21 protein-coding genes are annotated in these 24,101 nt (G+C 74.8%); 18 read left to right on the top strand and 3 right to left on the bottom strand.

The genetic code is table 11. The features are described from left to right. Nucleotides 1-116: 116 nt before the first annotated feature. Nucleotides 117-3,422 (bottom strand): ATP-binding protein, encoded by a 3,306-nt coding sequence (locus ACZ4W9_RS21285; protein ID WP_467938015.1) that lies wholly within the window; start codon nucleotides 3,420-3,422, stop codon nucleotides 117-119. Nucleotides 3,423-3,650: 228 nt separating this feature from the next. Between ACZ4W9_RS21285 and ACZ4W9_RS21290 the strand changes: the two genes are divergently transcribed. From ACZ4W9_RS21290 to ACZ4W9_RS21310, 5 genes are all read left to right on the top strand, one after another. Then, nucleotides 3,651-4,193: an SDR family NAD(P)-dependent oxidoreductase gene (locus tag ACZ4W9_RS21290; RefSeq protein WP_467938018.1), complete on the top strand. Its 543-nt coding sequence runs from the start codon at nucleotides 3,651-3,653 to the stop codon at nucleotides 4,191-4,193. Nucleotides 4,194-4,383: 190 nt separating this feature from the next. Continuing rightward, complete coding sequence (locus tag ACZ4W9_RS21295; protein ID WP_467938021.1) at nucleotides 4,384-5,628, top strand: MFS transporter; 1,245 nt, start codon at nucleotides 4,384-4,386, stop codon at nucleotides 5,626-5,628. 125 nt (nucleotides 5,629-5,753) lie between these two features. Beyond that, entirely contained in the window at nucleotides 5,754-6,602 is an 849-nt protein-coding gene (locus ACZ4W9_RS21300) for an alpha/beta fold hydrolase (protein WP_467938024.1), read from the top strand. A gap of 349 nt (nucleotides 6,603-6,951) precedes the next feature. Continuing rightward, nucleotides 6,952-8,157: an IS701 family transposase gene (locus tag ACZ4W9_RS21305; RefSeq protein WP_467938026.1), complete on the top strand. Its 1,206-nt coding sequence runs from the start codon at nucleotides 6,952-6,954 to the stop codon at nucleotides 8,155-8,157. 45 nt (nucleotides 8,158-8,202) lie between these two features. Then, nucleotides 8,203-8,934, top strand: a complete 732-nt coding sequence (locus tag ACZ4W9_RS21310) for a response regulator transcription factor (RefSeq protein WP_467938028.1) — start codon at nucleotides 8,203-8,205, stop codon at nucleotides 8,932-8,934. Between the two features lie 76 nt (nucleotides 8,935-9,010). Here the strand turns inward: ACZ4W9_RS21310 and ACZ4W9_RS21315 are convergent, their stop codons facing one another. Further along, on the bottom strand, nucleotides 9,011-9,766 hold the full coding sequence (locus ACZ4W9_RS21315) for a maleate cis-trans isomerase family protein (RefSeq protein WP_467938030.1): 756 nt from the start codon (nucleotides 9,764-9,766) through the stop codon (nucleotides 9,011-9,013). Nucleotides 9,767-10,034: 268 nt separating this feature from the next. On the opposite strand from ACZ4W9_RS21315, the gene ACZ4W9_RS21320 reads away from it, so the two are divergent. From ACZ4W9_RS21320 to ACZ4W9_RS21375, 12 genes are all read left to right on the top strand, one after another. Beyond that, nucleotides 10,035-11,189, top strand: coding sequence for an isopropylmalate synthase (locus ACZ4W9_RS21320; protein ID WP_467938032.1), 1,155 nt, complete (start codon nucleotides 10,035-10,037; stop codon nucleotides 11,187-11,189). A gap of 47 nt (nucleotides 11,190-11,236) precedes the next feature. Then, a complete protein-coding gene (locus ACZ4W9_RS21325; protein ID WP_467938033.1) occupies nucleotides 11,237-11,422 on the top strand; it encodes a lysine biosynthesis protein LysW in 186 nt (61 codons plus the stop codon). Next, a complete protein-coding gene (locus ACZ4W9_RS21330) occupies nucleotides 11,422-12,273 on the top strand; it encodes an ATP-grasp domain-containing protein (protein ID WP_467938035.1) in 852 nt (283 codons plus the stop codon). The genes ACZ4W9_RS21325 and ACZ4W9_RS21330 overlap by 1 nt, the downstream gene beginning before the upstream one ends. Then, complete coding sequence (gene argC / locus ACZ4W9_RS21335) at nucleotides 12,270-13,325, top strand: N-acetyl-gamma-glutamyl-phosphate reductase (RefSeq protein WP_467938037.1); 1,056 nt, start codon at nucleotides 12,270-12,272, stop codon at nucleotides 13,323-13,325. The genes ACZ4W9_RS21330 and argC overlap by 4 nt, the downstream gene beginning before the upstream one ends. After that, nucleotides 13,322-14,128: an amino acid kinase family protein gene (locus ACZ4W9_RS21340; RefSeq protein ID WP_467938039.1), complete on the top strand. Its 807-nt coding sequence runs from the start codon at nucleotides 13,322-13,324 to the stop codon at nucleotides 14,126-14,128. Before argC ends, ACZ4W9_RS21340 begins: the two co-directional genes overlap by 4 nt. A gap of 11 nt (nucleotides 14,129-14,139) precedes the next feature. Further along, entirely contained in the window at nucleotides 14,140-14,703 is a 564-nt protein-coding gene (locus ACZ4W9_RS21345; RefSeq protein ID WP_467938041.1) for a type 1 glutamine amidotransferase, read from the top strand. A 43-nt stretch (nucleotides 14,704-14,746) separates the two neighbouring features. Further along, nucleotides 14,747-15,868: a Glu/Leu/Phe/Val dehydrogenase dimerization domain-containing protein gene (locus ACZ4W9_RS21350; RefSeq protein ID WP_467938043.1), complete on the top strand. Its 1,122-nt coding sequence runs from the start codon at nucleotides 14,747-14,749 to the stop codon at nucleotides 15,866-15,868. Further along, the gene (locus ACZ4W9_RS21355) at nucleotides 15,865-17,523 is read left to right on the top strand and encodes an AMP-binding protein (RefSeq protein WP_467938045.1); all 1,659 of its coding nucleotides are present in this window, start codon (nucleotides 15,865-15,867) and stop codon (nucleotides 17,521-17,523) included. The genes ACZ4W9_RS21350 and ACZ4W9_RS21355 overlap by 4 nt, the downstream gene beginning before the upstream one ends. Nucleotides 17,524-17,768: 245 nt before the next feature. Further along, nucleotides 17,769-19,022 (top strand): pyridoxal phosphate-dependent aminotransferase, encoded by a 1,254-nt coding sequence (locus ACZ4W9_RS21360; RefSeq protein ID WP_467938109.1) that lies wholly within the window; start codon nucleotides 17,769-17,771, stop codon nucleotides 19,020-19,022. Between the two features lie 19 nt (nucleotides 19,023-19,041). After that, nucleotides 19,042-19,971, top strand: a complete 930-nt coding sequence (locus ACZ4W9_RS21365) for a fumarylacetoacetate (FAA) hydrolase (RefSeq protein WP_467938047.1) — start codon at nucleotides 19,042-19,044, stop codon at nucleotides 19,969-19,971. Then, nucleotides 19,968-21,344: an NtaA/DmoA family FMN-dependent monooxygenase gene (locus ACZ4W9_RS21370; protein WP_467938048.1), complete on the top strand. Its 1,377-nt coding sequence runs from the start codon at nucleotides 19,968-19,970 to the stop codon at nucleotides 21,342-21,344. Before ACZ4W9_RS21365 ends, ACZ4W9_RS21370 begins: the two co-directional genes overlap by 4 nt. Then, the gene (locus ACZ4W9_RS21375) at nucleotides 21,341-22,552 is read left to right on the top strand and encodes an LLM class flavin-dependent oxidoreductase (protein ID WP_467938050.1); all 1,212 of its coding nucleotides are present in this window, start codon (nucleotides 21,341-21,343) and stop codon (nucleotides 22,550-22,552) included. Before ACZ4W9_RS21370 ends, ACZ4W9_RS21375 begins: the two co-directional genes overlap by 4 nt. Nucleotides 22,553-22,597: 45 nt before the next feature. On the opposite strand, the gene ACZ4W9_RS21380 is transcribed toward ACZ4W9_RS21375, so the two are convergent. Further along, on the bottom strand, nucleotides 22,598-23,308 hold the full coding sequence (locus ACZ4W9_RS21380; protein WP_467938052.1) for a DUF5324 family protein: 711 nt from the start codon (nucleotides 23,306-23,308) through the stop codon (nucleotides 22,598-22,600). A gap of 210 nt (nucleotides 23,309-23,518) precedes the next feature. Here ACZ4W9_RS21380 and ACZ4W9_RS21385 point away from each other — a divergent pair, with 210 nt between their 5' ends. Continuing rightward, nucleotides 23,519-24,049, top strand: a complete 531-nt coding sequence (locus ACZ4W9_RS21385; protein WP_467938054.1) for a peptidylprolyl isomerase — start codon at nucleotides 23,519-23,521, stop codon at nucleotides 24,047-24,049. Nucleotides 24,050-24,101 lie beyond the last annotated feature (52 nt).

A 24,101-nucleotide genomic window follows, 5' to 3' on the forward strand; every position in this document is an offset into this window, starting at 1 on the left:
TCGACCGCCTGACACGGTGTGAGGGTCAAGAGGGGCCCGGTCGCCGGGGGCCGGAGGCGTCGCGCGGCGGGCCCGCGTACGCGCGCGACCTGGGAGCGCCCCCCGCGGCGCCCGGGTCAGCGGCGGGCACCGTCCAGCGCCGGGGCCGTCTCGCGCAGGGCCTCCTCGGGGGTCAGCCGGGAGCCCTCGTCGAAGGACCGGGTGAAGGCCGCGTCGCCCAGGACGGCGCGGGCGGCCCGCTCGACACGGTCGACGTCGGTGCGCTCGGCCGGCGGCAGGGGCGCGCCCACGCTGCGGCGGGCCGCGTCCGCCGCGCCGAGCAGCAGGGCCGCGCAGGCCGCGGCGGGGCCGGTGCCGCGCAGGGCCGCCGCGCCCGCCAGGCCCTCCAGGGACAGCGCGAGCGCCCGTGGCTCGCCGATCGCCCGGGCCACCTCCAGACCGCGCAGGTGGTGGGCTGCGGCCCCGTCGGCGTCGCCGCGCAGTTCGGCCACGAAACCCAGCTCGGCCAGCAGCAGATGGTCGCCGGCCTGCGAGGACACATCGGCGTACCCCTCGCGCAGGTGCCGCAGATGCGCCTCGGCGGCGTCGAGGTCGCCGGAGCGGCGGGCGCCGAGCGCGAGGCCCATCCCGGCGTGTATCTCCCCGTACTTGTAGCCCTGCTCGGCGGCGCTGCGCCGCGCCTGCTCGTGCAGGTCGCGGGCGCGGTCCCAGTCGTGGGACAGCAGCGCGAGCCGGCCGAGGCCGGACAGCCGGGCCGACACCTCGGCCGCGAGGCCCAGTTCGCGGGCCATCCGCAGCCCCTCGTACTGGCGGTGCACGGCCTCCTCGTACTCGCCCTTGATCTCGGCGAGCGCCGCCAGCGGTGACACCGTCTGGAGTTCACCCCAGCGGTCGCCCAGCTCACGGAAGAGCGCGGCGCTGCGCCGGCCGTCGTGGCCCAGCCCGGCGAGGTCGCCGCGGATCAGCGCGAGTGTGGCCCGCAGGCCGAGCGCGGCGGCGGTGCCCCACTGGTCGCCGGCGCGGGTGAACAGGGTCAGCGCCCGGTCGTTCAGCTCCCCGCTGTCGGCCACCGCGCCCGCGCTGAACAGGCCGTACGCGCACAGCCACAGCGACCGGGCCCGTCGGACCGGGTCGGCGCCGGCGGGTTCGTCCGGCAGGGTGTCGGCCGGGTCGCGGTCGCCGGTGAGCAGGGCGAACGCGGTGTACAGCAGGGTCAGTTCGGACCGGTCGCCGTCGGGGGCGGCCGTCGTCGTGGTGTCCAGCACCGCGCGCAGGCTGCGGCGGGCCTGGGCGAGCCGGCCGCGCAGCAGCCACCACCAGGCCAGCGCGGTGGCCAGCCGGGCCGCCTGCTCGGGGTGCCCGGCGGCGGCCCGGCGCACGGCCTCGTCCAGGGCCGAGCGCAGATTGCCGGACTCGGCGTCGAGCCGGGCGAGCCAGGACCGCTGCCCGGGGCCGCGCAGCTCGGGCTCGGCGCGTTCGGCGAGCGCGAGGTAGTGGCGCAGATGCCGGTCGCGTACGGCGGCGAGGTCCTCCAGCTCGTGCAGCCGCTCGGTGGCGTACGCGGCGACGGACTCCAGCAGCCGGTAGCGCGGGCCGGCCGGTCCGGCCACGACGACGACCAGGGACCGGTCGACCAGCCGGGTCACCAGGTCGGGCACCTCGGGGCAGGCCACGCCGTCGCCCGCGCACACCGCCTCGGCCGCCCGCAGGTCGCAGCCGTCGCTGAACGCGGCCAGCCGGCGCAGCACGATGCGCTCGGGCGCGCTGAGCAGTTCCCAGCTCCAGTCGATCACCGCGCGCAGGGTCTGCTGGCGTTCGGGTGCCCCGCGCCGTCCCGAGGTCAGCAGCTGGAACCGGTCGCCGAGCCGGGCCGCCAGCTCGCGCACGCCGAGCGCGCGGACCCGGGTCGCCGCCAGTTCCAGGGCGAGCGGGATGCCGTCCAGGCGGCGGCAGATCTCCGTGACGGCGGCCCGGTCGCCGTCGCCGCAGGCGTCGGGGGCGAGCGAGAAGCCGGGGGCCGCGGCGGCGGCGCGCTGGGTGAACAGCCGTACCGCGTCGTCGGTGGGCAGCGGCTCGACCAGGAACACCTCCTCGCCCGGCAGGCCCAGCGGTTCCTGGCTGGTGGCCAGGACGCGCAGGCCGGGCGCGGTGCGCAGGAGCAGGGTGGTGAGTTCGGCGGCGGCGTCCACGACGTGTTCGCAGTTGTCGAGGACGAGCAGGGTGCGGCGGTCGCGCAGGACGGCGGCGAGGTGGTGCGCGGGGGAGCGGGTGCCGGCTCCGGAGACGGGTACGGCGGAGGGCGCGTGATCGCTGATGCCGAGGGAGGCGGCGACGACCTGGGCGAGGTCGGCGACGGCCCCGCCGCGCACGCCGGAGAACTCCACGAACCAGGCGCCGTCGGCGAGTTCGGCGGCGGACGCGCCACCGAGCAGGGCGTCGGCCGCCGCCACGGCCAGCCGGGTCTTGCCCACCCCGCCGGGGCCGGTCAGGGTCACCAGCCGGGTGGCGCGCAGCAGTCCGGTGACCTGGTCGAGCGCGTCGCGGCGGCCGATGAGGGGAGTGAGGGAGGCGGGCAGGTTGGAGGGGGCGGGGGCCGCCGGCGCGGGGGGCGGGGCCGGCTGCGGTGCGGCGGGTTCCGGGGCGGGCGCGGTGTCGGCCAAGGCGGTGTCGGCGGGGCGGGGCGTGAGGGACAGCGCGGGGTCCTGGCGGAGCACCGCCCGGTGCAGCGCGGCGAGTTCGGGGCTCGGCTCGACTCCCAGGTCGGCCACCAGCCGGGCGCGCAGGTCCTCGTAGGCCGCGAGGGCCTCGCTCTGCCGGCCCGCCGCGTACAGCGCCCGTATCTGGAGGGCGCGCAGCCGTTCCCGCAGCGGGTGCCGGGCCACCAGGTCGGCCAGCTCCCCGGCGAGCAGCACGTGTTCACCGGCCGCGAGGCGGGCCTCGGCCTGCTCCTCCAGCACGGACAGCCGCTGGTCGGTCAGGCGCTGCGCCGCCCCGCGCGCGAAGTCGTGGTCGGCGAAGTCGGCGTAGGCCGGACCCCGCCACAGTCCGAGGGCCTCGGTGAGCAGCGCGGCCCGCTCGCCCGGGCCGGTGACGGCGCGGGCCCGGTCCACCAGGGCGCGGAACCGGTCGGCGTCCACTTCGTCGGTGTCCTCCAGCCGCAGCCGGTAGCCGGCCGGCTGGAGGGGCACCCGGTCCCGGCCCAGCACCCGGCGCAACTGCGAGACCTTCGCCTGGAGCGCGCCGGCGGGCCGGCCCGGCGGGCGGTCGCCCCAGAGGTCGTGGATCAGCCGGTCGGCGGAGACCGGTCCGCCGTCGTGTGCGAGCAGGGCGGCGAGCAGCGCCCGGACCTTCGCCTCGGGAACCCTGACGGCCACCCCCTCGTCGTCCCACACCGTCAGTGGGCCGAGCACCCCAAACCGCATGTGCGTCACTGTACGTCACGGAGCCGGTCCGGTTGGGTGTCCGCCCGGTCCCTACGGCCTCCACCAGGGGTTTCCCCGGCCGCCGATCGTGCGTCAGCCGTCCGTCAGGCGGTGCCGGGCGCCCGTGAGCGGGCCGTAAGCCGTTCCGAAGCTTTCCCGAAGCGCCCCGGCGCATGGTCGTTTCCACCGAGCCGTCGTGGCAGGTGCGGTGAAGGAAGAGGAAGCGGCATGACCAAGTACGCGGGCCGGACGGCCGTAGTCGTCTCAGAGGCCACCGCCATCGGGCTGGCCGTGGCCAAGCGTCTGGTGGAGGGCGGCGCCCAGGTCGTGCTGACCGCCCGCACCACGGAGGAGCGGGACCGCCTCGGCGGCGAACTGGGCTCCGCCGCCCGGGTCGTCGCGCCCTCCGACGTGACCGCCTGCCTGGGTCCCGGGGGTGTCGTCGACTGGCTGTTCGCGGATGTCGTGGCCACCGCCCGGCCGCTGCTGGCACGCCTCAGGGACGGTGGCGCCGTCGTCCTCATGACCCCGGCGCCCTCGCCGGCCGCCGTGCACGCGCTGGCCGGCGAGCTGGTCTCCCGGGGCATCCGCGTCAACGCCGTGGCGCCGGGCTGTATCGAGGCGCCGGGCGGCAACGGGGTGCCCCTGCCGCCCCTGGGCCGCCTCGGTGCCGCCGAGGAGGTCGCCCGGGCCGCGCTGTTCCTGGCCACCGACGCCACGTTCACCACCGGGGCCCGCCTGCCGGTCGACGGGGGCCTGAGCCGGTCATGACGACGTACCGGCGCACCCCGCCGACGAGCCGGGGACCGCGGCCGGCGGACCGGTGGTCCCGGCCGGCGAGCCCCGGGCCCTGCGGCCCTCCGGGGCCTTCCGGTCCCCCTGGGCCTCCCGGTCCGCCCGGTCCCCCGGGCCCACCCCGAGCGTTCACCCACTCCGTCCCCGAAAACCTGGAGCACACCCCATGAGCACCACACCCGATACCGCGGCCGGTTCGCCCGTGCGGACCGGCGCCGAGGCGGGCCGGCCGGGCGCCGGCGAGCAGCAGAAGCTGCCCCTGTTCGCCCTGCTGGCCCTCGCCACCGCCGTGTTCATCACGAGCCTCACCGAGACCCTGCCCGCCGGTCTGCTCCCGTCCATGAGCGACGACCTGAACGTGAGCGAGTCCGCGACCGGGCAGACGGTCACCATCTACGCCCTCGGTACCGCGCTGACCGCGATCCCGCTGACGGCGGCGACCGCCGGCTGGCACCGCAAGCGGCTGCTGCTGACCTCCATGGCCGGCTTCGCCGTCGCCAACACCGTCACCGCGCTGTCCTCGGTGTACGGGCTCACGATGGTGGCGCGCTTCGTCGCCGGTGTCGCGGCGGGCCTGGCCTGGGCGCTGCTCGCCGGTTACGCGCGCCGGCTGGCCCCGGTGCCGCTGCAGGGCCGGGCCATCGCCGTGGCGATGGCGGGCATCCCCGTCGCGCTCTCCCTCGGCGTGCCCGCCGGCACGTTCCTCGGCAAGGTGACCGACTGGCGCGTGGCCTTCCTCGCGATGACCGCGCTCACCGTCCTCCTGCTGGCGTGGATCGCCGCCGCCGTACCGGACTACCCGGGCCAGGAGCGCGGCGAGCGGCCGAAGATGCTGCACGCCCTGAAGGTCCCCGGCGTGGTGCCGGTGCTGTTCGTGACGCTGGTCTTCGTCCTGGCGCACACCATCATCTACGCCTACATCGCCACGTTCCTCGACGACCTCGGCATGGGCGGCAACACCGACCTGGTGCTGCTGGTGTTCGGCATCGCCTCGCTGGCCAGCATCTGGATCGTCGGCGCGCAGATCCACCACCGGCTGCGGGTGCTGACGATCGCCAGCTCGCTGCTGGTCGCGGTGGCCGCCGCGGCGCTGGCGGTGTTCGCGGACCAGACCGCGCTCGTCTACCTCGCGGCCGTGCTGTGGGGCCTGGGCTGGGGCGGGGTGCCGACCCTGCTGCAGACCGCGGCCGGCGACGCGGGCGGCGAGAAGGCGGCCGACGCGGCCCAGGCCATGCTGGTGACGCTGTGGAACGTCGCCATGGCGGGCGGCGGTGTCATCGGCGGTGTGCTGCTCGACCTGACCGGCAGCGACTCGCTGCCGTGGAGCGTGCTGCTGCTGATGCTGCCGGTGATCGCCGTCGTCGTGCTCGCCCGCGGCCACGGTTTCCCCGCCAAGCGCCCGGTGGCGTAGGCGCGGCGTACGGCGGCGGGGACGATCGCCTCCCCGCCGCATCGCCGTATCACCACCCTCGCCCGCACCGCCCTTGTCCTCACCATCCCGCCGACACCGGATCGTCATCACCGGACTGTGGAGCCATGACCGAAGAGACTGGACCGACGAAGACCGCCGGGAGGCCGAAGCCGGCGCAGCGGCTGCTGCACCATGTCGAGTTCGGCTCCGGCACGCCCGTGGTGCTGCTGCACGGCCACACCGTCGACCACCGGCTCCTGCTGCCGCTGGAGCCCGTGTTCGCCGCGCGTCGCGGCTGGCGGCGGCTCTACGTCGACCTGCCCGGCGCCGGCCGCTCGCCCCGGCTGACCGGGCCAGTCACGGCGGAGGCCATGGGCGAGGCGGTGCTGCGGTTCGTGGATGGGGTCCTCGGTGCCGAGCCGTTCGCGGTCGTGGGCATCTCCTACGGCGGCCAGCTCGCCCGCGGGCTGATCGCCGAGCGGGGACCGCGGGTCCTGGGCGCCGCGCTGATCGCGCCGCTGGTCAAGCCGGACGGGGAGCGGACGCTGCCCGAGCGGGAGGTGCTCGCCCGGGACGAGGCGCTGCTGGCCGCGCTCGACCCGGCCGACCGCGAGGTGTTCACGCGCATCGCGCTGTACCAGGACGACGCCGGCTGGAACGCCTTCCGCGACCACGTGCTGCCCGGCGTCCGCGCCCACCACCGCGCGGACGCCGCCGCGTTACGCGAGGCGTACCTGTTCCGGCGGCCCCCGGAGTCGGGCTTCGGCGCGCACGACGGCACCCATCTGGTGGTGACGGGGCGCCAGGACCACCTGGTCGGCTGGCGGGACCAGCTGGCGCTGCTGGACCACTACCCGCGCGCCACCTACGCCGTCGTCGACGGTGCCGGGCACAACGTCCATCTCGACCAGCCGGACACCGTGCACGGCCTGCTGGGCAACTGGCTCGACACCCTGGCGGCACAACGCGACTGATCAGACGCCACGCGGGCCCGACGAGCGGACCGCCGAAGGTATCCCCCGGCCTTCGGCGGTCATCGGCGTGCCCGTGGACAAAGGGTTTGTTCATATGATTTTGACAAGCCCCCGGATCTTGGTCCGACGGGGGCATCAGTATTGGGTCAACCGGCATTTACCGACCCCTGCCGAGGGCCCTCCATGCCTGTCGCCCGACCACATGTGCCCAGCTCAGCGCGGGAAGTAGCGAAGTACCGTACGGGCGACGGACAGAATTGTGGATCCGAGGGTATTTTGTGGCTCGGGCACATGCACGATGCACCGGCCTCACAGCGAGCGTTACGAAATACGAGGGGACGTAGCGTTTATGTCGTCGAGTGAGACGCGCATGGCAACGAGCGATGATCCACGTATCGAGAGGTTTGTCGAGGACGTATTCCGATCACTGCACAGAGTGGAACAGCACCGCTGGGCCCGGGCCTATCTGTGGGCCCTGCTCCACGGCTCCGGCAAGAAGACACCACGGCGCATGGCCCGGGAGGACTTTTTACCCACGGCGGCACTGCGCGGCCTGCACCAGTTCATCAACGCCAGCTCCTGGGACTGGCGGCCCGTGCGCCGCAGGCTCGCCCGGCGGGTGGCCGCGACGGCCGCGCCCTACGCCTGGACGGTCGCCGAGCTGGTCATCCCGAAGAACGGCGGCCACTCGGTGGGCGTGCACCGCCGGGTGGACCCCGCGACCCGGCAGGCCGGCAACTGCCAGCACGCGCTGGGCCTGTTCCTGGCCGGTGCCCAGGGGGCCTTCCCGGTCGACTGGAGCCTGGTGCTCAGCGGCCCCTGGGACGGCGACCCGGAGCGCCGGCGGCGGGCCCGCATACCGGACGAGGAGCGGGAGCGCCCGGTCGGCGGCCACGTCCTCGGTTATGCCGCCGACGCGGTCACGCTGCCGCACGGGGCCGGACTGCCCTGGGTCCTGGACCTGAGCCGGTGCGACGACGCGGCCGGCGTGCTCGTGGGCCTGGCCCGGGAGCGGCTGGACGTGGTGGCCGAGGTCGACCCCGGGCAGATCGTGCTCGTCGGCCAGCACACGCCGACCGTGCGCACGGTCGGCGGGCTGATGGGCGTACGGCACGCCCGGCAGCCGCACGTGATGATGCGGCAGGCCCCGGACGGCCGCACCAAGGCCGTGACGATCCACACCTACACCGGCACGGTCCGGCTGCCGCAGCCGGCCGGCGCCGACGGCGGCGCGCGCGCCTACCGCGTCCTGGAGCGGCCCGCCCTGGACGGCCGGCTGCCCGCCCGGTACTGGCTCACCAGCCTCACCGACGGACCGGTGGACGAGGTGCTGTCCCTGGTGCGGGGCCGGACCGCCGCCCTGTCGGCCGTCTCCGTGCTGCAGAACCGTCTCGGCGTCCTGGACTTCGAGGGCCGTTCCTTCCCGGGCTGGCACCACCACATGACGATGGCCTCGGCCGCGTACGCCTACCAGTACCTCGACGACGTCCCGGAACGCGCGCCCCTCCCGCCGCCGGCCGCCCCCGCGGCCGAGCCGAGCAGGGCCGCGGGCTGACGGCCACCAGGGAGCGAGCCAAGTGATGAAGAGGGGACGGCAGGGGTGACCAACGTACTCGTGGTGGAACGGGACGCCGCCGCGGCCGAGGCGACCGAGCGGGATCTGCGCAGACAGGGCTACACCACGCGGAGCGTGCACACCGGGGCACGGGCGCTGCGGACGTACCACGACGCGGATCTGGTGCTGCTCTCGCTGGAGCTGTCGGACATGGACGGGCTGGAGGTGTGCCGGTCGGTGCGCAGCGCCGGCGACATTCCCCTGATCGCCGTGACCGACGAGGACGACGAACTGGAGCGGGTCCTCGCATTGCGCGCCGGGGCGGACGACTGTGTGGTGAAGACCTGGGGATTCCGGGAGATAAGCGCGCGGATAGAGGCCGTACTGCGCCGGGCGCACCGCGCACCGTCCCCGGAGAAGACGATTTCCCTGCGCCCGCTGCATATCGACCCGCGTACCCGGGAGGTGCGGCTGCACGACCGGCTGGTACCGGTCACCTCGAAGGAATTCGAGCTGTTGTACGTGCTGGCCCGCAATTCCGAGACGGTCGTGTCGCGGAAGGAACTGATGGCGACGGTGTGGGGCAGCAACTGGGCCTGCACCAGCCGCACCATCGACACCCATGTGAGCAGTCTGCGGTCGAAACTCGGCTCCAGCCGGTGGATCACCACGGTCCGCGGCGTGGGCTACCGGATGGGGTACGGCGACTGCCGCGCCGCCGAGCGCCCGGAGGAGCCCGAGTGGCCGCGGACGCCCGAGCTGTCCGAGGCGTCGTAGGCCCCGGACAGCCCGGACGGTTCACCGGTCGACGGTGGGGACGGGGCCCCGGTGCGCGCCGGGGCCCCGTCCGGGTTCACACCGTCGCCGTCTCCAGGCGGCGCAGCAGGGGGTGCGCCGCGTCCGCGTCGCCGTCGGCCAGGGCGCGGCGGGCCCACCACGCCGACGCCAGGTTGGACGTGAGCAGGGTCCGGCCGGGCTCGCGCCGGGCCAGCTCGGCGAGCGCCGCGAGGGTGCCCATGCCGGTGCCGGTGAACAGCAGGGCGGTGTCCGCGGGCAGGTCGGACGCGGTGACGCGGTCGAGTATCCGCGCGGTCGTGACCTGGTACGGATCGTGGTGCGGCTCTTCGCCGGGGGTCTCGCGCGCCGGCACCGTCACGACCCCGTCGACGGTGAGGCCGGCCTCCTGCCAGAAGGCGCGGGAGGTGTCGGTGAGCCACGGCTGGTACGGCGAGACCAGGGTCAGCCGGCGTATGCCGAGGGCCGCGCAGGTGGCGAGGATCGCCTGGGTGGAGGACCACACGGGGTAGCCCGCGCGCTCGGACAGCTCGGCGCAGAAGGCGCGGTCGCCGTCCGGGCCGAGCAGGTAGTGGGAGGCGCTGCACGCCACCACGGCCCCGTCCAGCCGCATGCCGCCGAAGCGGCCGAGGGTGTCGGGCAGGACCCGGTTGTAGGTCTCCAGCATGTCCTTCAGACCGAGCCCGGGCGTGGTCGGGAAGCGGGCCGTGTACACGTTCACCCGGCCGGCGAGCAGCGTGGCGAACTCCGGTTCGGCGGTCGGATTCTCCGGCGGGACGACGAGCCCCAGCCGGGGCAGTGAGAGAAGGTCCATGTATCGCACGGTAGGCGCGCCGCGCCCGCCCGGGCGCCGTATTCGGCGGACTCTTGCGTACGGCCACACCCTTCTTGCAGACCCTGTAGTTCTTGACACTCCCTGACACTTTTCCACGGCCTTCTGACGCTCAATTCGTTGCCAGGCCCCCGTCCCGGGCCGGATTCTGTTGTGCAGCGCCAGCCGCAATCGTTCCCGGATTGCGGTTCACCGAACTCGTCCGGAAACGCTGCGGGAAAGCCCTTTCCGGGACAAGGAGTGAACTGAAATGGCAGCACCGGAAAACCACGAGAAACTTCCGAACCCACCCCTGATATCCGACGCCACCCTGCGCGACTCCGCGCACATGGCGGGCGTCGAGTTCGGCCCGAAGGACGCGGCGGCCATCGCCGGCCTGCTGGTGCGCACCGGCGTCGAACTGGTCGAGGTGGGCATGGTCTCCGGCCCCGGGTCCAAGGACGCGCCGCTGATCGAGGCCGTGCACGAGGCCGTGAGCCCCGAGCGCAGCATGACGCTGCTCGTGGTGCGCGACCGCCAGCAGGTGGCCCGGGCCCTCGACGAGGCCGAGCGGCTGGGCGTGCGCCACATCATGTACTCCATCCCCACCTCGGAGCAGCACGCCACCCTGAAGCTGGGCACGCCGAGCGCCAAGCTCCTGCAGGCGCTGGCCCGTTCGGCGATCTCGCAGGCCAAGGAGCGCGGCTTCCACGTCACCTTCAGCGGCGAGGACGGCGCCCGCACCCCCCGGGAGCGGCTCGTCCCGTACGTCACCGCCGGCTTCGAGGCCGGGGCCGACCGGTTCCGGCTCGCCGAGACCGTCGCCTACCTCTCGCCCTGGCAGATGGAGTCGAAGATCGCCGACCTCACCGCGATCGACGGTTCCGAGATCGAGATCCACTCGCACAACATGCTGGGCATGGCGGTCGCCAACTCGCTCGCCGCCGTCCGCGCCGGTGCCCGGTGGATCTCCGCGACCATCGGCGGCATCGGCGAGCGCGGCGGCAACGCCCCGCTGGCCGAGCTGCTGACCTCGCTGCGGGTCGTGCACGGCGACACCCGCTTCGACCTCACCCACCTCACCGAGCTGTCCCGGATCGCCCTGAAGGGCGCCGGCCTCGGGGACGCCTTCCAGTCCGGCCCGACCACCCCGCACGCCTTCGCGTACGAGCTGCCCGGCCAGCTCGGCAACCCGGAGGCCTACGAGACCCTGCCGGCCGAACTCGTCGGCGGCTCCCGCGAACTGCGGGTGCGCACCCGGCTGACCCCGGCCCTCGTGAAGTGGGCGCTGGCCGACTCCGGGGTCGACGTCGACGTCGACGCCTTCACCGCCTGGCTGACCGACCGGCAGGTGGCCGCCGGCGGGCCCGTCCTGGACCGCGACGCGGTCCGCAAGGCCGCGGTCGACTTCCAGGCCGCCGCCTGAACCACCCCTTCCCCACCCGTCCCTTCTTCCGGAAACGGAGTCCCACCATGACCACCGCCACCCTCTCCGGCGCCTGCCCCGAGTGCGAGACCGACCTGATCGTGCCGCCGGTCGTCCAGGGCGAGACCCTGTCCTGCCCCGAGTGCATGCTGACGCTGCGGGTCGAGGACGTCTCCGACGGGCGCCTGACCCTGGAGACGGTCGAGGTCCAGCTCCGCGACTGGGGCCAGTGATGGGCACCAAAGTCGCCGTCGTCGCCGACCGGATCGCCTGGGAGGAACGCGAGCTGATCCAGCGGGCCGGGGCCTTCGGGCTGTCGGTCGACTGGGTCAACGACGAGTCCCTGTGCCTCGGCGATCCGGACGCCCCCTCGGTGCGGGACTATGAAGTGCTGCTCGTCCGCAGCCGCAGCTACACCCGCGGCGGCCTCGTCGCGAGCCTCGCCGAGGCCGCCGGCGCCCGCACCGTCAACACCGCCCGCGCCATCCACGCCTGCGAGAACAAGGCCGCGCTGCGCACCGTGCTGCGCGCCGCAGGCGTCCCGGTGCCGGACTTCCGGCTGGTGCTGTCCCGCAAGGACTTCACCCAGGCCCTGGCGGAGCTGGAGACCCCCGTCGTCCTCAAGCCGGTCTTCGGCGGGATGGGCAAGCGGGTCACCCTGATCCGGCACACCGACACCGCCCAGTCCGTCTACGACTACGTCGAGGACCTCGGCCACGCCTTCGAGCAGGCCTGCCTGGTGGAGCCGTACATCGGCGGCGGCACCTCGGTGCGCTGCCTGGTCGTCGGCAGCGAGCTGGTCGGCGCCGCCGAGTTCGCCAGCGGCGGCACCGACTGGCGCAACAACGCCGCCCTCGGCAACGACAGCCGCGCCCTCGCCCACGACCCCGACATCGTGAAGATCACCGACGCGGTGACGGCGGAGCTGGGCCCCGGGATCTACGGCATCGACCTGTTCCGCACCGACGACGGCTACGTCGTCAACGAGGTCAACCACGCGCCCGGCTTCCGGGCCGTGGCCACGGCCACCGGCGCGGACGTCCCCTCGGCCATCGCCCGCTACGCGCAGGAGCTGCTCGCATGATCCGCGTAGGAGTCGTCGGCGCCTCCGGGCTGGCCGGCGGCGAACTCATCCGGCTGATCACCCAGCACCCCGACCTGGAGCTGACCTTCCTCGGCGGCTCCTCCAACATCGGCAAGCGGCCGGCCGAACTGCACCCCGGCCTGCGCATCGACACCGGCCTGACCGTGCAGCCGGTCACCGAGGACGTCGCCGGTCAGGTCGACGTCCTGCTGCTGGCCACCCCCGCCCCGGTCTCCGCGGAGCTGGCGGCGCTGCTCGCCGACCGGGTCCCGGCCATCGTCGACCTCAGCGGCGCCTTCCGCATCCGCACCCCGGAGCGGCACGCCCGGTGGTACCCGAAGGTGGAGCGCCGCACCGACCTGGCCGACCGGTTCGTCTACGGCGTGCCGGAGCTGATCGGCGACCAGCTGGCCGGCGCGGCGCTGATCTCGCTGCCGGGCTGCTACGCCACCGCCATCACGCTGGGCCTGGCCCCGCTCACCCTCGGCCTCGGCCTGGACCTGAAGACCGTGGTGGTGGACGGCAAGAGCGGCTCCAGCGGCGGCGGCCTGCACCTGCGCACCGCCGACCTGCACCCCTTCCGCAACGGCGCCATCGCCCCGTACGCGCCCACCGGTCACCGGCACGCGGCCGAGGTCAGCGACTTCCTGGAGCGCGGCAAGCCCGGCTCGGTCGGCTCGCTGAGCATGTCGGCGTACGGCGTCTCGCATGTGCGCGGCCTGCTCACCAGCAGCTACGTCTTCACCGACGCCGAGATCGACCAGCGCACGCTGCAACGGGCGTACCTGCGCTTCTACAAGGAGCACCGGTTCGTGCGGGTGCGGCGCAACACCGAGACGCTGATCCCGGTGCCCGACCCGCAGGCCGTCCTCGGCTCCAACTACTGCGACGTGACGCCCATGTACGACGAGGAGGGCGGCCGGATCGTCGTCCTCGCCGCGCTGGACAACCTGGTCAAGGGCGCCGCCGGCCAGGCCGTCCAGGCGGTCAACCTCCGATTCGGACTGCCCGGGGAGACGGGCCTGACGATGCACCCGGTGATGCCCGCATGAGCAGCACACCCCCTCCGCCGGCCGCCCCGGCCGTCGTCAAGCTCGGCGGCAGCGCCGTGGACGACCTCGACGGGACCTGGTGGGACGACCTGGCCCGGCTGGGCCGCGAGCGCCCGCTGGTCCTGGTGCACGGCTGGTCCAAGCCGCTGAAGAAGCTCAGCGCCCGCTACCGCGAGCCCTCGGCGATCCTGCGCGACCGGTACGGCAACCAGAGCCGCTGGACCACGCCCGAGGTCATCGAGGACATCAAGACCGTCAGCGCCCGGCTCGGCGAGGAGGTGCTCCAGCGGCTGCGCGACCGCGGCCTGGACGCCGACCGCCTCCTCGGCAGCGACGGCATCCTCGCGGCCGGCGAGGCCGAGCGCTGGTGGTGGCAGGGCAAGCAGCTGGTCGAGCTGGAGAACCTGGTCGGCCCGGTCACGGACGCCGACCCGGCCCAGCTGAAGGACCTGGAGCCCGGCCGGGCCCGGCTCGTCACCCCGCTGGCCCGCAACGCGGCGGGGCGCGAGGTCAACACCGACGCCGACCGGGCCGCCGCCGCCCTCGCCGGGGCCGTCGGCGCACCCGACCTGGTGCTGGTCACCGACGTCACCCACCTGCTGATCGACGGCGAGCCGGTGCGCGAGATCAGCGCCGAGGCCGCCGCCGCGTTCCGCGACAAGGGCGCCACCGGCGGCATGCGCAAGAAGCTGCGGGCGGCCGGCGAGGCCCTGGAACGCGGGGTGGACCGGGTCGTCATCGGCAGCGCGCCGGTCTCCGACCTGCTCGCCGCCCGCACCGGCACCGTCATCACGCGAACGTGAGGAGGACGCACGTGGCGCAGCCCCGTGTCCTGGTCGTCAACAACGGAACCCTGTCCCTGCCCCAGCTGCGCCGCCGCTTCGAGGAGCTGGGCTCGGCCACCGACGCGGTCGACGCGGTGTCCGTCCCCGCCCGGCTCGACGGCCGCTACCAGGCGATCGTGCTGAGCGGCACCAAGGTGCGGGCGTTCGACCAGGAGCACTACAAGCCCCTCATCGACCTGGTCATGACCTCCGGCGTGCCGGTGTTCGGCATCTGCGGCGGCATGCAGATCCTCGCCGTCGCGGCCGGCGGCGAACTGGCCGAGGGCCCCCAGCGGGTCGGCGGCCACGAGGCCCAGGTCGACAAGGAAGATCCGCTGTTCACCTACGTCAAACCGACCGTGACGGTGTTCCACCGGCACACCCTCTACCTCCGGCAGGCACCGGCCGGCTACCGCTCCATCGGCCGCTCCGAGCACGCGCCCGTGGAGTTCCTGCGCTCCGACGACGGACGCGTCTACGGCTCCCAGGCGCACCTGGAGTTCCGCAGCGACGGCCGGGAGATCCTGCGCGGTTTCACCCAGCTCTACCAGTGACCCCCGCCGCACCACCCACCGACCCGAGGAGTTGGCAGTTGCCATGAGTTTCACGGAAGACAGCCAGGAGCCCGCGTTCGTCGTCCACCTGAACGGCAGCGGGGGCGCCGTCAAGGGCTGGGTGGTCGTCGACAGCCTGGTCGACGGCCTGGCCATGGGCGGCGTGCGGATGACCCCCCACGTCACCGAGGAGGAAGTGCGCGGCCTCGCCCGCGACATGACCGACAAGTTCACCCTGGCGGGCCTGCGCATCGGCGGCGCCAAGGGCGGCATCGTCTCCGACGGCGGCGACCGCGAGGAGACCTTCCGCACCTTCGGCCGTACCGTCAAGCCCCTGCTGCACGGCGGCATCCACCTCGGCATCGACATGGGCGTCACCCCCGCCGACCGGGCCGTGTTCTTCGCCGAGGCCGGCTACGACCCGCGGTACCGCCTGGGCGCCCCGGACATGCCCGTCGACTGGCGCACCTACTACGAGCCGCTCATCGACGTCACCGGGCACGGCGTCGGCGTCGCCGCGCTCACCGCGCTGGAGAGCAGCGGCCGCAGCGAGGCCGCCCGGGTCGTGGTGCAGGGCTTCGGCGCCGTGGGCCGCGCGGTCGCCCGGTTCCTGGAGGAGCGCGGCCACTCCGTCGTGGCCGTCGCCGACGTCCAGGGCACCATCAGCGCCGACCGGCTGCCGGTGGCCGACCTCGTCGGGATCACCGACGAGTTCGGGCGGATCGACCGCTCCCGGCTGCCGCAGCACGTCACCACCTCCGGCGAGCCGGACGCCTGGCTCGACGTCGACGCCGACGTGCTGGTCCTCGCCGCGCAGAAGCACGCGCTGAACGCCGGCAACGTCCACCGGCTGCGCGCCGCCCTGGTCGTCGAGGGCGCCAACCTCGCCTCCGACGCCGAGGCGCGGGAGAAGGCCCGGGCGGCCGGTGCCACGCTGGTGCCGGGGGTCATCGCCAACATCGGCGGGGCCGGCGCCGCCGCCCTGGCCGTCACCCGGGTCGTCCCCTTCGACCTGGCCGCCGACGCCCGCAAGGCGTGGGTCTTCGACTGGATCGGCGACCGGGTGCGGCAGAACACCCGGGCCCTGCTGGAGATCGCGGCCGACCGGGCGGGCGACCCGCTGCCCGAGCTGCTCGCCACCCGCCGTAAGGAGCTGCTGCGATGACCGCCCCGGCCGAGACCCGGCGCCCGGCCGCCACGGCCGGGGAAGCCGCCGAGTACCTGCGCCGCGGCTGGTGGCGCACCGAGACCTTCCTGGACGACCTGCGCCGCCAGGCCCGCGAGCGCCCGCACCGGCTGGCCATCGCCGGCCGGCGGGTCGCCGAGTCCCGCACCGACACCCTGGACTACGCCGAACTGGCCCGGCTCACCGACCGGTTCGCGCTCGCCCTGCTCCGGCTCGGCGTGCGCCGCGGTGACGTCGTCGCCGTCCAGCTGCCCAACCGGTGGGAGATGGTGCCGCTGATGTTCGCGTGCATGCGCGTCGGCGCCGTCATCTGCCCGATCTCCCCGATCTGCCCCGAGGAGGAGCTGCGGCACCGGCTCGGGCTGACCGAGGCCCGGGTGGCCGTCACGCTCCCCGAGTGGTCGGGCACCCCGCTGGCGAAGATCGTCACCGGGCTGCGGGCCGAGCTGCCCACGCTCGCCCACGTGGCGGTCGTGGACGGTCCGGTACCGGACGGCGCCATGTCCTTCCACGAGCACTTCGTGGCCGTGCCCCGGGAGGAGGAACCCGGCGCCGAGGGGCGGCTGGAGGGCCTGGCCCTCGGGCCCGACGAGCCGTTCGTGGTGCTCTTCACCTCCGGTACCACCGGCGAGTCCAAGGGCGTGCTGCACAGCCAGAACACCGTCCACTCGGCCGTGCGCGGCTATGTCGACGCGTTCGCCTCCGGCGAGGACTGGGTGGCCGCGGTGTCCACCCCGCTGGTGCACTACTCCGGCTTCGCGCAGGGAGTCCTCGGCGGCGTCATGCTCGGCGGCACCGTCGCCTTCCAGGACGTCCGGAAGAACGAGGCGCTGCTCGACCTCGTGGAGCGCTACGGCGCCACGCTGCTGTACGGGCCGCCGGCCACGCTCGCCGACGTGGCCGCCTCCCAGCGGGTGGAGAAGCGGGACACCGGCACCCTGCGGCACGTGGTCATCGGCTCCGCGCCGGTGCTGAAGGAGCTGGCCGACGAGGTGCACGCGACGCTGGGGGCGCGGACGTACTCGCTGTGGGGCATGTCCGAGAACGGGCCCGTCACCATGACCCGGCCCGCCGACCCGGAGGACTGGGCCGCGTACAGCAACGGCAGCCCCATCGACGCCATGCGCCTGCGCATCGAGTCGCCCGGCGCCGACGGCACGGGCCGGCTGAAGGTGCGCGGGGCCTCCCTCGCCCTCGGCTACTACCGGCGCGAGGAGGTCTTCGCCGCCGAGTTCGACGCGGACGGCTGGTTCGACACCGGGGACCTGGCCCGGGACGACGGGCACGGCGGCATCCGCATCGTCGGCCGGGCCCGGGACGCCATCGTCCGCGACGGGCAGGTGGCGCCGATGACCGAGCTGGAGGCGGTCATCGGCAGCCACCCGAAGGCCGTCGAGGCCGCGCTGGTCGGGCTCGCGCCCGCCGACGCCGACGCCGCCCCGGTCATCTGCGCGGTCGTCGTCCCGCGCGACGGCGAGGGCCCGACCCTGGCCGAGATCCGCGACCGGGTCCGCGACTCCGGGCACGACGAACGCTTCCTCCCGGACCGCGTCGAGCTGCTGCCCGCCCTCCCCAAGACCCTGACCGGCAAGGTCCGCAAGGCCGAACTGCGCCACCGCTACGGAACGGGGTGACCCAGGTGTCCACCGCCCCGCACACCACTCCCTCGGCGGCCGCGCCGCCGGCCGGGGAACCGTCCCCGCAGGGCATCTCCCGCCCGGCGCCGCGGCCGGCCGGGCCCCCGGCTTCCGCGGCGGCCCCGCACACGGCCGGGGCACCGGCCCCGCACCCGGCGCGGCCGGAGGTGTCGCAGACCGCCTCGCGCCCGGCCCCGCAGGGCACCCCCGGCACGGCCCCCCGCCGGGCCGCCGCCGTCCCCATGTCGGCGACGCTCGCCGCCGACGCCGCGTTGGAGGCGCGGCGGCGGGCGGGGCAACGGGTGCTGGCCATGACCAGCGGGGAGATCGGGCTGCCCGTGCTGCCGGAGCTGCGGGCCCGGCTGGCCGCGGCGGCCGGGGAGAACGCCTACGGCCCCGTGGCCGGCGGACCCGCCCTGCGCGAGGCCGCCGCCGGCTACTGGGACCGCCGCGGCCTGCCCACCGACCCCGGACTGGTGGTGGCCGGCCCGGGCAGCAAGGCGCTGCTGTACGCGCTGCTCCTCGCGGTCGGCGGGGACGCGGTGGTGCCCGTGCCGAGCTGGGTCAGCTACGCCGCGCAGGCCCGGCTCGCCGGCGGGCAGCCGCTGCCCGTGCCGATCCTGCCCGGCCAGGGCGGTGTCCCGGACCCCGCCCGGCTGCGCGAGACGGTCACCGCCGCCCGCGCCGCCGGCCGCGACCCGCGCGCGGTGGTCGTGACGGTGCCGGACAACCCGACCGGCACCGTCGCCCCGGCCGCGACCGTACGGCGGCTGGCCGCGGTCGCCCGCGACCTGGACCTGTTCGTGATCTCCGACGAGATCTACGGCGACCTGGTCCACGACCCGGCCCGGCCCGCCGTCTCCCCGGCGGCCTACGCCCCCGAGCGCACCGTCGTCACCACCGGCCTGACCAAGAACCTCGCGGTCGGCGGCTGGCGCACCGGCGTGGCCCGGCTGCCCGACAGCCCCGCCGGACGCGAACTGCGCACCACGCTGCTCTCCGTGGCCAGCCAGATCTGGTCCAGCCCGCCCGCCCCGGTGCAGTCGGCCGCGGCCTACGCCTTCGCCGAGCCCCCGGAGATCACCGAGCGGATCGCGGCGAGCCGCCGGCTGCACGCCACCGTGGCCCGCGCGGCGGCCGCCCGCTTCACCGAGGCCGGCGCACGCCTCGCCCCGGTCACCGCCACCTGCTACCTCTACCCGGACTTCGAGCCGCTGCGCGCCCGCCTCGGCGCCGCGCACGGCATCACCGACGGCGCCGGCCTGGTCCGGTTCCTCGTCGAGCGGCACGGCGTCGGCGTGCTGCCGGCGAGCGCCTTCGGCGAACCGGACGGCGCCCTGCGCATCCGGGCCGCCACCAGCCGCCTGTACGGCGACACCGACGAGCGGCGCACCACCGCGCTGACCGCCGCCGACCCGCTCGCCCTGCCGTGGATCCGCGAGGCCCTGGACCACCTCGGCGACGCGCTGACCGACCTGACCACCCCCCGACCCTGACCGCACCCGGAGGCTTCCCATGTCCCAGTCCCTGCCGCCCGTCCTCACCGAGGTGGTCCACGAAGGCCGCCGCCACGTCACCTTCGGCCTGCCCGAGCCGGGCGAGCCGCAGACCCTGTACCGGGTGGCCGAGGGCGCCCTGGCCGCCGCGTTCCTGCACACCGACGGCTCCGCGGACGCCGTCCGGGCCGCCGTCACCGAGGGCGCCGAGACGGTCGTCGTCCCGGCCGGCGACCCCGGGGTGCGCCCGGTGGTGCCGCTGCTGCCCGAGACGTCCGGCACCGCGCTGCTGAGCGGCTTCATGGGCACCCACAAGAAGAAGTGGAACGGCCAGAGCCAGCCCGAGGACGGCGAGTTCCTCCCGCCGAAGTGGTTCTTCAAGGGCATCGGCGACTGGGCCCGGCTGCCCGGCGAGGACCTGGCCGTGCCCGCCCGCCCCATCGCCCTCATCGAGGAGCCGGAGGTCGCGCTCGTCTACGTCAACGACGCCGACGGCACCCCGCACTACGCCGGCTACACCTTCGCCAACGACCTGTGCGACATCGGCCTGCACCGCAAGGACCCCGGCTACAACCCGTACTGCAAGCTGTGCGACACCGCGCTCGCGCCCTGGCTGTTCCTCGGGGCGCCGCCGCGCTCGGCGACCGGCCGCGTCACCATCGTCCGGGACGGCGCGACCGCCTGGGAGGGCAGCTTCGAGTGCGGTGGCGACGCGCTGTACTACCAGGTCCGGGACATGGCCGAGCACCTGTTCTCCTTCCCGGCGGTGCGGCGGCCCGGCCTGGTCAACTACGTCCTGCTGGGCGCCGACGAAGCCAGCTTCCACGACGGGTTCCGGATCGCCGACGGCGACCGCATCGCGATCGACGTCAAGAGCCACGGCATCGGCTTCGAGAACACCGTGCGCTACGTCTCCCCGGCCCCCGCGGCCGTGCTCCCCGCCGAATGAGCGGCCCCGGGACCACGGGCCGCAAGCAGGTCCACCTCGCCGCCCAGCTGCCCGGCATCCACAACGTGACCGTCTGGTCCGACCCGCGCTCGCGCAGCCAGATCGCCTTCGAGTCCTTCCACCACCTCGCGCGGACCGCCGAACGCGGCCGGTTCGACTTCTTCTTCCTGGCCGAGGGACTCAGGCTGCGCGAGCACAAGGGGCAGCTGTACGACCTGGACGTGGTGGGCCGTCCGGAGAACCTCACCCAGCTCAGCGCCCTGGCCGCGGTCACCACCCGGCTGGGGCTGGCCGCCACCGTCAACGCCACCTTCAACGAGCCCTACGAGGTGGCGCGCCGGCTGGCCACCCTGGACCACCTCAGCGGCGGCCGCGCCGCCTGGAACGTGGTCACCAGCTTCGACGCGTTCACCGGCGAGAACTTCCGGCGGGGCGGCTTCCTCGCCGAGTCCGACCGCTACGCGCGCGCGGCGGAGTTCCTGGCCACCACGCGCGAGCTGTGGGACAGCTGGGCCGAGGGGGACGTGCGCGCCGACCGGGCGGCCGGCGCGTTCGTCCGGCCCGGCGCCGGGCGCTTCGCCCACCACGGTGAGCACTTCGCCGTCTCCGGCCGCTTCACCACCCCGCGCCCGCCCCAGGGGCACCCGGTGGTCATCCAGGCGGGCGAGTCCGGCCCGGGCCGGGAGTTCGCCGCCGCCGAGGCCGACGTCGTCTTCAGCAAGTACAACCGGCTCGACGAGGCCCGCGCCTTCTACCGGGACGTCAAGTCCCGCCTGGCCCGGTACGGCCGCACCCCGGACCGGCTGAAGATCCTGCCGACGGCCACCGTGGTGGTGGCCGACAGCGACGCCGAGGCCGCCGCCTACGCCGACGAGATCACCCGCGCCCAGGTGAGCCCGCAGACCGCGATCGCGCACCTGGAGGCCGTCTGGGGCCGCGACCTGTCCGGCTACGACCCCGACGGGCCGCTGCCGGACATCGACCCGGAGCCCGACGCGCAGATGCTCAAGGGCCACTCGCTCTTCCGCCGCGACCGCGACGCGATCGCCCGCGGCTGGCGGGCCCTCGCCGAGGAACGCGGACTGAGCATCCGCGAACTGGTCATCGAGGTCTCGGGCGGGCAGACCTTCGTCGGCGCCCCGGCAACCGTCGCCGACGCCATCGACCACTTCGTGCAGAGCGACGGCGCCGACGGCTTCGTCCTGGTCCCGCACCTGACCCCCGGCGGCCTGGACGACTTCGTGGACCGGGTGGTGCCGCTGCTCCAGGAGAAGGGCGTCTTCCGGCGCGACTACACGGGCCCGACCCTGCGCGACCACCTGGGCCTGCGCCACGACGCGCCGCGCACCCCCGTACCGAAGGAGACCCCGTGACCGCGCCCCCGCTGCACCTCGCCGTCGCCCTGGACGCCGCCGGCTGGCACCCGGCGGCCTGGCGCGCCGAGGACGCCCGCCCCGCCGAGCTGTTCCGCGCGGACTACTGGGCGGACCTGGTCACCGAGGCCGAGCGCGGCCTGCTGGACTTCGTCACCATCGAGGACGCGCTCGGCGTGCAGTCGGCCGCCTTCCACCGGCCCGACGACCGCGTGGACCAGGTCCGCGGCAGCCTGGACGCGGTCCTGGTCGCGGCCCGGGTGGCGCCCCTGACCTCGCACATCGGCCTGGTCCCGACCGCGAACGTCACCCACACCGAACCGTTCCACGTCTCCACCGGCATCGCCACCCTCGACCACGCGAGCACCGGCCGGGCCGGCCTGCGCCCGCAGATCGCCTCGCGCGCCGCCGACGCCACCCACTTCGGGCGCCGTACGACCCCGCGGCTCACCGACGAGGACGTGCGCGACCCGGAGCGGATCGGCCGCCGCCTGAGCCCGCTGTTCGACGAGGCCGCCGACGCGGTGGAGGTCGTGCGGCGGCTGTGGGACAGCTGGGAGGACGACGCGGAGATCCGGGATGCCGCCACCGGCCGGTTCATCGACCGGGACAGGATCCACCACATCGGCTTCGAGGGCGAGCACTTCAGCGTCCGGGGCCCGGCGATCACCCCGCGCCCGCCGCAGGGGCAGCCGCCGGTGATGAGCCTGGCGCACGCCAGCGTGCCGTACGAGTTCGCGGCGCGCGCCGCCGACGCCGTGTGGATCACCCCGCACGACCGGGCGGGGGCGAAGGCGGTCCTCGCCCAGGTGGACACGGCCGTCCGGCGCACCGGCCGGGACACCCGGGCGAGGCCGCTGCTGCGGTTCGCGGAGGTCCTGGTCTTCCTGGAGACCGAGCCGGGCGCCGCCGCCCGCCGCAAGGCCCGCCTGGACGACCTGGACGGCGCCCTGCTCGCCTCCGACGCCGAGGTGTTCACCGGCACCCCCGGTGAACTCGCCGACCTGCTGCTGGACTGGCGCGAGGCCGGGCTGGACGGCTTCCGGCTGCGCCCGGGCACGCTGCCGCACGACCTCGTGGAGATCACCCGCGGTCTGGTGCCGGAGCTCCAGCGGCGCGGGGCGTTCCGCACGGCGTACGACGCGACGACCCTGCGCGGCCACCTGCGTCTGCCGCGCCCCGCCAGCCGTTACGCGCACGCGAGCTGAGGAGCCCCCGCCGGTCCGGCGGGGGCTCCTTCGGGGGCGCGGGGCTCAGGGCCGGTCGTCCTGGTCCGTGGCGTCCTCCGCGTCCGTGTCGTCCTGCTTGGCCCGCACCTCGGGGTCCGGTCCGGCCGGTCCGGTGCCGTCCACGGAGGTGAGGCGGGGCGAGTCGGGGACCTCCGTCGCGGCGGGCGGCTCGACCAGCCAGTCGGGGTTGGCCTGCTTGTCCCACCACTTCCAGGCGGCGAAGGCGCCGCCCGCCAGGACGGTCAGCACCGCGCACACCTTCACGGTGCGCCCGGTCCGGGACCGCCGCTCCTGGCGGGCGATCAGCTTCTGGATGTCCTCGGCCGAGACCTGACCGCGCAGCGCGGCCATCGCGGCGGCGCCGCGCGCGGCGGCCTCGCCGCGCACCGGGGCGGCCGCGGCCAAGGCCTGCTCGAACTTCGGACGCGAGTACAGGGCGGCCTGCCGGGCCGCGTTGCGGGTGCGGAGGGCGGCTTCCTGGGCGGCCAGGTCCACCTTCGGCGGCACATGGGCGAGCGCCTGCTCGAGGCGCGGGGCGAACCGGGCGTCGTACTGCACGCGGGCCTGCTCCGCGGCCTGCGACACCACGGGCGCCAGCCGTACGCGTGCCTCCTGCGCGTAGTACGCGGCACGCTCCTTGGCCGTGTCGGCGTAGGGCGCCACCACTTCCGCGGCGTGCAGCACGCTGTCCTTCGCCGAGCCGGTCGCGGCGCGCACGCTGTCAATGCGGGTCACGGGTTCCTCCTCCTCGGTGGCGTACGGTATTTCGACTTTCCACCCTTTTACGGATCATGCCTGCCGAGGGCCGGTGCGGCACGCGCGGGCGGGCATATGGGTGGCGCCCGCCGTTTTCGGCTCGATCCGAGCGGTCGCCGTCGGGCGTCGGCGGGTCGGGGGCGTGGAAGGATCGGAGGACCGCGGCGGAACGACGACGGAAGGCGGACCGTGGCCGAGCAGCTCTACGCCACCCTGAAGACCACCCTCGGCGACATCGAGATCCGCCTCTTTCCGCTGTACGCGCCCGTCACGGTCAGAAACTTCGTGGAACTGGCGCGCGGCGAACGCGAGTGGGTCCATCCCCGCACCGGCGTGCGCAGCCGGGACCGGCTCTACGACGGCACTGTCTTCCACGCGGTGATCGGCGGCTTCATGATCCAGGGCGGCGACCCCATGGGCAACGGCCTCGGCGGCCCCGGCTACGGCTTCGAGGACGAGTGCCACCCCGACCTGGCCTTCGACACGCCGTACCTGATGGCGATGGCCAGCGCCGGCCCGGGCACCAACGGCTCGCAGTTCTTCATCACGGTGACCCCGAGCACCTGGCTGAACGGCAAGCGCACCATCTTCGGCGAGGTCAGCACCCCGGCCGGGCGCAAGGTCGTGGACGCCATCGCGCGCGTGCCGACGGGACGCAACGACCGGCCGCTGGCCGACGTCGTGCTCGAGACGGTGCTCGTCGAGGCCCGCGAGGGCTGATCCGGCGCACCGCGCCCTCCCCGCGCCGGGAACCCGGCACCGCGCTCGTCCG

Source organism: Streptomyces sp. NPDC029296 (assembly GCF_055569255.1).